Origin of the sequence: Pseudomonas sp. EMN2 (assembly GCF_009650555.1) — a bacterium.
Taxonomy (GTDB): domain Bacteria; phylum Pseudomonadota; class Gammaproteobacteria; order Pseudomonadales; family Pseudomonadaceae; genus Aquipseudomonas; species Aquipseudomonas sichuanensis.
This window is the reverse complement of sequence record NZ_VZZR01000110.1, coordinates 19917-27782: the sequence shown is the minus strand read 5'-3', so window position 1 is coordinate 27782 and position 7866 is coordinate 19917. Positions and strand designations below refer to the sequence as shown.

The window sequence follows — 7866 nt, the reverse complement described above, 5'->3', positions numbered from 1 at the left end:
CGGGGCAAGCCCGCTCCCACGCTGTTTTCCCACGCTGTTTACTGTATCAATCTACCCCGACAAACCCACCGGTCTGGTGATGCCACAGCCGCGCATACAACCCGTGCTGGGCCAGCAGTTCACTGTGGCTGCCGCTTTCGACGATATGCCCTTTGTCCAGCACCACCAGGCGGTCCATGCGGGCGATGGTCGACAGGCGGTGGGCGATGGCGATCACCGTCTTGCCCTGCATCAGCGTCTCCAGGCTTTCCTGAATCGCCGCCTCGACCTCCGAGTCCAGCGCCGACGTGGCTTCGTCCATGATCAGGATCGGTGCGTTCTTCAGCAGCACCCGGGCGATGGCGATGCGCTGGCGCTGGCCGCCGGAGAGCTTGACCCCGCGCTCGCCGACATGGGCGTCAAAGCCGGTGCGGCCCTGGGCGTCGGACAGCTGCGGGATGAACTCGTCGGCTTTCGCCCGTCGCACCGCTTCCCACACTTCTTCATCAGTGGCATCGGGGCGACCGTACAGCAGGTTGTCGCGGATCGAGCGGTGCAGCAGCGAGGTGTCCTGGGTAATCATGCCGATCTGTGCGCGCAGGCTGGCCTGGTTGACCTCGGCGATGTTCTGGCCGTCGATGAGGATGCGCCCGGCCTGCACGTCGTACAGACGCAGCAGCAGGTTGACCAGGGTCGACTTGCCAGCGCCGGACGGGCCGATCAGGCCGATCTTCTCGCCGGGGCGGATGTCCAGGTTCAGCGCATCGATGACCTGGCTGCCCTTGCCATAGTGAAAGCCCACGTGCTCGAAACGGACCGCGCCCTGGCTGACCTTCAGTGCCGGCGCATCGGGCTGGTCGCTGACCGTCACCGGCTGGGCGATGGTCTGCAGGCCGTCCTGGACCATGCCGATGTTTTCGAAGATGCCGTTGACCACCCACATGATCCAGCCCGACATGTTGACGATGCGAATCACCAGGCCCGTGGCCAGGGCAATGGCACCGACGGTGATCAGCGACTGGCTCCACAACCACAGCGCCAGCCCCGTGGTGGCGACCACCAGCAGGCCGTTGAGCGAGGTGATGACGACGTCCATGCTGGTGACGACCCGCGCGGCCAGTTGGGTTTTTTCGGTCTGCTCGCGGATCGCTTCACGGGCGTACTGCTGTTCGTAGTCGGTGTGGGCGAACAGCTTGAGGGTGGCGATGTTGGTGTAGCCGTCGACGATGCGACCCATAAGTTTGGAGCGGGCGTCGGAGGAAATCACTGAGCGCTCTTTCACCCGGGGCACGAAGTAGTACAGCGCAGCGATGTAGCAGGCGATCCATACCAGCAGCGGCAGCATGAGCCGCCAGTCGGCTTCGGCGAACAGTACCAGCGAGCTGATGGCGTAGATCAGCACGTGCCACAGCGCGTCCACCGCCTGCACTGCCGAGTCGCGCAGGGAGTTGCCGGTCTGCATGATGCGTTGGGCGATGCGCCCGGCGAAGTCGCTCTGGAAGAAATTCAGGCTCTGCTTGAGCACGTAGGTGTGGTTCTGCCAGCGGATCAGGCTGGTCATGCCCGGGCTGATGGTCTGGTGCACCAGCAGGTCGTGCAGGCCGAAGAACAGCGGGCGCAGCAGCAGAATGACCACCAGCATCCAGATCAGCTCAGCGCTGTGCGCGCTGAAGAAGTTGGCGTTGGGCGTGCCCTGGGCCAGGTCGATGATCCGGCTCAGGTAGCTGAACATCGCCACTTCGATCAGCGAGGCGAACAGGCCGACGATCAGCAGGGCAAGGAAGCTGGGCCAGACCTGGCGCAGGTAATAGAGGTAGAAGGGCCAGACCTTGCCGGGTGGCGCCTCGCTCGGCGCCTCGCGGAAGATGTCGATCAACTGCTCGAAACGACGGTACAGCATGGGTGAGATAACTCCTGTTCCATCCGACCCTCAGGCGGTTCACGTCCTTGTGAAGCCTGCGGTCAGTCGATGCGTTTGGCTGACTTGATGTACACCGGGTCGGCCGGCACGTCGCGCATGCCTTTCTTGACGGTGGTTGGCGAGTTGACGATCTGGTCGACCACTTCCATGCCCTTGGTGACCTTGCCGAACACCGCGTAACCACGGTCACGCCCGGGGTTGAGGAAATCGTTGTCGGCCACGTTGATGAAGAATTGGCTGGTGGCCGAATTCGGGTCGGAGGTACGGGCCATGGACAAGGTGCCACGGGTGTTTTGCAGGCCATTGCTGGCTTCGTTGCGGATCGGGTCCTTGGTGCTCTTCTGCACCATCTGGTCGGTGAAGCCGCCGCCCTGGACCATGAAGCCCGGGATCACGCGGTGGAAGATCGTATTGTTATAGAAACCGCTGTCGACGTACTGCAGGAAATTCTTCGTACTGATTGGCGCTTTTTCAGCATTCAGCTCGATCTCGACCTGGCCGAAGCTGGTGTCCAGCAACACGTGTGGCGTTTTGTCGGAGGCCATGACGCTGGTGGCGAAGGCGACCGAGCAGGCGGTCAGCAGGAGTTTTTTCAGCATGGGCTCAAAGATCCTTGAGAGGTGGAAGCGGCTGCGAGGAAGGGCAGCAGGGTACGGTTGAAGACTGCGGGTTGATCCAGGGGCGTAGCGTGCCGGGAATCCTCGATGACCGCCAGTCGGGCTTGTGGCATCAGGGCGACGTAACGCTCCTTGAGTTGTATCGGTGTGTAATCGTGGTCGGCGGCGATCACCAGGGTAGGACAGGCGATCTGCCCGATGCGTTCCTGCACGCCCCAGTCGACGATGGCGTCGAAGCTTTTCAGATACGCGCGTTTGTCGTTGCGGGCCCAGCGTTCGGCCATCTTGCGCCGCAGTTCGGCCTGCTGGGGTTTGGGAAAGAGCCTGGCGGCCAGGCCCTTGCCCACCGTTTCGACACTGAGCACACGCGCCAGGCCCCAGCGCTTGAGCCACCAGATCCAGTCACTGCGGGTGCGGCGTTTCACCTCCGGCGCACTGTTGACGATGCACAGGCTGCGCAGCCAGGCGGGGTGGTCGACGGCGAACTGGAAACCGACCATGCCGCCCATCGACAGGCCGACGAAGTGCACGGGGCCGGTGCCAAGGTGCTGGAGCAGGGCCAGCAGGTCTTCGCTGAAGGTCTTGATGCGGTAGCCACGCCGTGGCTTGGAGGATTGGCCGTGGCCGCGGATGTCCATGAGGATGACCCGGTAATGGCGGCTGAACTCAGGCACCTGCAGCTCCCAGTCCTGGCTGCTCGAGCCCAGCCCGTGCAACAGCACCAGGGGCTCGCCCTGGCCATGTTCCTCGTAATGCAGCAGGCATCCGTCATGATCGAAACAGGCCATGGGCGCGGTCCTCTCAGGCTTGCGGGGGGGCTGCGAAGGGCACGTCCAGCGGCGCGGTGTCGAAGTTGCGCAGCAACTCGATGAGGATCTGCGTGGCCGGGCCCAAGGTCTTTTCCTTGCTCGAATAAAGGTAGAACAGCGGGTGGCGGCTGCCACCCTGATCCAGTGGCAGGGGCTTGAGCACGCCATCGCGCAGCTCGCGCTCGATCATGTGCCGGGGCAGCCAGGCAAAGCCCAGGCCGCTGCTGACGAAGGTGGTGGCGGTGCCCAGGCTGCCCACCGTCCAGCGCTGCTCGGCGCCCAGCCAGCCGACGTCGCGCGGTTGGGCGCGGCCGGAGTCGCGGATCACCACCTGCAGCTGGCTTTCCAGGTCCTGGAAGGTGATCTCACGGCCCATGCGGTGCAGGGCGTGCTCGGGATGGGCGACGGCGACGAACTCCACCGGGCTGAGCTCGGTGCCCAGATAACCGCCGATGTTGAAGCTGCTGATGGCCAGGTCGGCGATGCCTTCGTGCAGCACTTCCTCGACTCCGGACAACACTTCTTCACGCAGGCGCACCCGGCAGCCGCGGCTTTGCGGCATGAACGCACTGAGGGCGCGTACCAGGCGGGCACTGGGGTAGGCGGCGTCCACCACCAGGCGTACTTCGGCCTCCCAGCCCTGTTCCATGTGGTGGGCCAGGTCTTCCAGTTGGCTGGCCTGCTTGACCAATTGCCGCGAGCGGCGCAGCAGCACGCTGCCGGCCTCGGTCAGCACGGCCTTGCGCCCGTCGATACGCAGCAGCGGCACGCCCAGTTGCTCCTGCATGCGCGCCACGGTGTAGCTCACCGATGACTGCGAGCGGTGCAGCGCCTCGGCGGCCTGGGCGAAGCCGCCGTGATCGACCACCGCCTGCAGGGTCCGCCACTGATCCAGGGTTACGCGCGGCGCTTTCATCCAGGGCTCCTGTTGTCCTAAGCTGCGCTCTTCTCAAGGAGAGCGCCGGTATGAAGAAATGTTGTGCGGCTTTGCTGTTGTGCCTGCCCCTCGGGGCCATGGCCTACCCCATCGATGTGGAGAAACAGACCGACGGGGTCAAGGTCGACTACACCGCCTATGACACCACCTACGACATCGGTTCGATCAACCTCAACAACTATGGGCAGGTGCCGGCGGCGTGCAAGGTCACGTTCCGCAATGGCCCCGAGGCGCCGCGCGTGCGCCGGGTCAATGTGCCGGCGGGCAAGAGCGTCGATGTAACGGCGAAATTCAACCGCGAGATTCTCAAATTGCGCATCCAGCTGGACTGCAAAGCGGAATAGAACTGATTCATCGATAGATTGATCCCACTTTTTACGCTTTTTTATCGATAGGTCAACCCTTAATCTCACCTCCATCGAATCGCCACCCTTTACCGCCGATGGAGGCAACCATGTCCCGCGTACTGATCATCGAAAGCAGCGCCCGCCAGCAGGATTCCGTTTCCCGTCAACTGACCCAGGATTTCATTGCCCAATGGCAAGCGGCGCACCCTGCTGACGAGATCAAGGTCCGTGACCTGGCCGTGGCCCCGGTGCCACACCTGGATGCCAACCTGCTGGGCGGCTGGATGAAGCCTGAAGAGCAGCGCAGCGCCGCTGAGCTGGAGGCCCTGGCCCGCTCCAACGCGCTGACCGACGAACTGCTGGCAGCCGACGTGCTGGTGATGGCGGCGCCGATGTACAACTTCACCATCCCCAGCACCCTCAAGGCCTGGCTCGACCACGTCCTGCGGGCCGGCATCACCTTCAAGTACACCCCGACCGGCCCGCAAGGCCTGCTGACCGGCAAACGCGCCATCGTCCTGACCGCCCGTGGCGGCATCCATGCCGGCGCCAGCAGCGATCACCAGGAACCTTACCTGCGCCAGGTGATGGCCTTCATCGGCATCCACGATGTGGACTTCATCCATGCCGAAGGCCTGAACATGAGCGGCGAGTTCCACGAGAAGGGCCTGAACCAGGCCAAGGCCAAGCTGGCCGCGGTGGCCTGAGGCTCAACGAATTCCCAACCCTGACACCTTGTTGCTCCTTTGGGTGTACCTGCCCGGCCATTGCGGCCGGGCTTTTTTATGGCTAGGACACAGCAAATACCTATGCCGGCCTCTTCGCGGGTAAACCCGCTCCCACAGGTTATGCATGATCCTGTGGGAGCGGGTTTACCCGCGAAGAGGCCGGCACAGCCCTTACAAACCTCATGGTTGAACTGCCCGGACCCAACCCGCTAAGGTCGCCGCCTTGATCCACGAGAGGGCACCATGGGCTACCTGATAATCGTCGCGCTGATCCAGGCGTACTCTTTCAACCTGATCGGCGAATACCTGGCCGGCCACGTCGACAGCTACTTTGCCGTGCTGGCCCGGGTGGTGCTGGCCGGGTTGGTGTTCCTGCCATTGACCCGCTGGCGCCAGGTCGAACCGCGTTTCATGCGCTCCATGTTGTTGATCGGCGCGTTGCAGTACGGCATTACCTACGTGTGCCTGTACCTGAGCTTCCGCGTGCTGACCGTGCCTGAAGTGCTGCTGTTCACCATCCTCACACCGCTGCACGTCACCTTGATCGAGGACGCCCTGAACCGGCGCTTCAACCCGTGGGCGCTGCTGGCTGCGCTGGTGGCCGTGGCCGGCGCGGCGGTGATCCGTTTCGACAGTGTCACGGGCGAGTTCTTCGTGGGCTTCTTGCTGTTGCAGCTGGCCAACTTCACCTACGCCGCCGGCCAGGTGCTGTACCGCCATCTGGTGGCGCGCCACCCGAGCGATCTGCCGCACTACCGACGTTTCGGCTATTTCTACCTCGGCGCGCTGCTGGTGGTGCTGCCGGCCTTCCTGCTGTTCGGCAACGCCCAGCACCTGCCGAGCACCGACACCCAGTGGCTGGTGCTGTTGTTCCTTGGGCTGTGCCCGACCGCGCTTGGCCTGTACTGGTGGAACAAGGGCGCCTGCCTGGTATCCGGCGGCACCCTGGCGGTGATGAACAACCTGCATGTACCAGTGGGGCTGCTGCTGAACCTGCTGATCTGGAACCAGGACGAACCGCTGGGCAGGTTGGCCGTTGGCGGGACGATCATCTTGTTGTCGGTGTGGATGAGCCGGTTGGGCGGGCAACGTACTGTGCAGCCAGCATCGCGTTGATTGGCAGGCTTTGATGGCCTTGTCGCGGGGCAAGCCCGCTCCCACGGTGCTTGTGGGAGCGGGCTTGCCCCGCATTGGCTTCAGGCCGGTTCCTGACGCGCAACTCGCGTCGCAAGCCCCGCGCGCATGTCATTGCCACTGGGCTGCTGGTACAGGCTCAAGCCGAACTCCGGCAACACCGCCAGCAGGTAGTCGAAGATGTCGCCCTGGATGCGCTCGTACTCGGCCCATACCGTGGTGGTGGTGAAGCAGTAGATCTCCAGCGGCACGCCCTCGGCGGTGGTCTGCATCTGGCGGACCATGCAGGTCATGTTCGGGTGCACGTTGGGGTGGCTCTTCAGGTACGCCAGGGCAAAGGCGCGGAAGGTACCGATATTGGTCAACTGCCGGCGGTTGGCCGACAACCCGGCGTTGTGGCCCTGGGCCTCGTTCCATTCGCGCAGCTCCTGGCGCTTGCCGGCCAGGTAGCCGCCGAGCAGGCGCACCTGGCCCAGGCGCTGTTCTTCTTCCTGGGTCAGGAAGCGCACGCCCGCGGCGTCGATGAACAGGCTGCGTTTGATCCGCCGCCCGCCGGATTGCTGCATGCCGCGGTAGTTGCGGAACGACTCGCTCATCAGGCGCCAGGTGGGGATGGAGACGATGGTCTTGTCGAAGTTCTGCACTTTGACCGTGTGCAGGGTGATATCCACCACATCGCCGTCGGCCCCGGCCTGGGGCATCTCGATCCAGTCGCCGACGTGGAGCATGTCGTTGCTGGTCAATTGCACGCTGGCGACGAACGACAGCAGGGTGTCCTTGTACACCAACAACAGCACCGCCGACATGGCACCCAGACCCGACAGCAGCAACAGCGGCGAGCGGTCGATCAGGGTGGCGACGATGACGATGGCGGCGAAGATCCACAGCATCATCTTGGCCAGCTGCATGTAGCCCTTGATCGAGCGGGTGCGGGCATGCTCGGTGCGGGCATAGATGTCCAGCAGCGCGTCGAGCAGGCACGACAGCGCGCGGGTCATGAACAGCAGGGTGATGGCCAGGGCGAGGTTGCCGAAAAAATGCTGGGCGGTGGCCGAAAGTTCCGGCACCAGCTTCAGGCCGAACTGCACCACAAGCGATGGGGTGGTCTGGGCCAGGCGGTGCAGCACCTTGTTGTGGCGCAGGTCGTCCAGCCATTTGAGCGCCGGCTGGCGGCCCAGCAGGCGGCTGGTGTGCAGGATCAGGAAGCGCGCCAGGCGGCCGATCAGCAGCGAGACGAGCAGCAGCACGGCCAGTCCGAGGGCGGCGTGCAGCAGCGGGTGTTGGTCGAGGGTGCCCCAGAGGTCGAGGGCATCGCGCCAGAATCGTTGGAGGTCCATAAGCGTAGAAACCGGTCTGTGTTGCGGTACGAAGCGGCATTAGAGCGTGGATCGGCG

8 protein-coding genes are annotated in these 7866 nt (G+C 63.9%); 3 read left to right on the top strand and 5 right to left on the bottom strand.

Annotated elements, in window-relative coordinates; genetic code table 11:
• Positions 1–46: 46 nt before the first annotated feature.
• The 4 genes from F6X61_RS25310 to F6X61_RS25295 all read right to left on the bottom strand — a co-directional run bounded on the left by F6X61_RS25310 (position 47) and on the right by F6X61_RS25295 (position 4242).
• Complete coding sequence (locus F6X61_RS25310; RefSeq protein ID WP_153789054.1) at positions 47–1879, bottom strand: ABC transporter ATP-binding protein; 1833 nt, start codon at positions 1877–1879, stop codon at positions 47–49.
• A gap of 62 nt (positions 1880–1941) precedes the next feature.
• Positions 1942–2499 carry a peptidylprolyl isomerase gene (locus F6X61_RS25305; protein WP_125859592.1) on the bottom strand — a complete coding sequence of 186 codons (558 nt, stop codon included), beginning with the start codon at positions 2497–2499 and terminating at the stop codon, positions 1942–1944.
• A complete protein-coding gene (locus F6X61_RS25300; RefSeq protein ID WP_153789053.1) occupies positions 2493–3305 on the bottom strand; it encodes an alpha/beta fold hydrolase in 813 nt (270 codons plus the stop codon). Before F6X61_RS25300 ends, F6X61_RS25305 begins: the two co-directional genes overlap by 7 nt.
• 13 nt (positions 3306–3318) lie before the next feature.
• Positions 3319–4242 carry a LysR family transcriptional regulator gene (locus tag F6X61_RS25295; RefSeq protein ID WP_110995903.1) on the bottom strand — a complete coding sequence of 308 codons (924 nt, stop codon included), beginning with the start codon at positions 4240–4242 and terminating at the stop codon, positions 3319–3321.
• A gap of 50 nt (positions 4243–4292) precedes the next feature.
• Here F6X61_RS25295 and F6X61_RS25290 point away from each other — a divergent pair, with 50 nt between their 5' ends.
• From F6X61_RS25290 to F6X61_RS25280, 3 genes are all read left to right on the top strand, one after another.
• Positions 4293–4607 carry a 3-phosphoglycerate kinase gene (locus F6X61_RS25290; protein ID WP_153789052.1) on the top strand — a complete coding sequence of 105 codons (315 nt, stop codon included), beginning with the start codon at positions 4293–4295 and terminating at the stop codon, positions 4605–4607.
• 110 nt (positions 4608–4717) lie between these two features.
• A complete protein-coding gene (locus F6X61_RS25285) occupies positions 4718–5317 on the top strand; it encodes an FMN-dependent NADH-azoreductase (RefSeq protein ID WP_153789051.1) in 600 nt (199 codons plus the stop codon).
• A 264-nt stretch (positions 5318–5581) separates the two neighbouring features.
• Positions 5582–6454, top strand: coding sequence for a carboxylate/amino acid/amine transporter (locus F6X61_RS25280; RefSeq protein WP_153789050.1), 873 nt, complete (start codon positions 5582–5584; stop codon positions 6452–6454).
• Positions 6455–6534: 80 nt separating this feature from the next.
• On the opposite strand, the gene F6X61_RS25275 is transcribed toward F6X61_RS25280, so the two are convergent.
• Positions 6535–7809, bottom strand: a complete 1275-nt coding sequence (locus F6X61_RS25275) for a mechanosensitive ion channel family protein (RefSeq protein WP_153789049.1) — start codon at positions 7807–7809, stop codon at positions 6535–6537.
• Positions 7810–7866 lie beyond the last annotated feature (57 nt).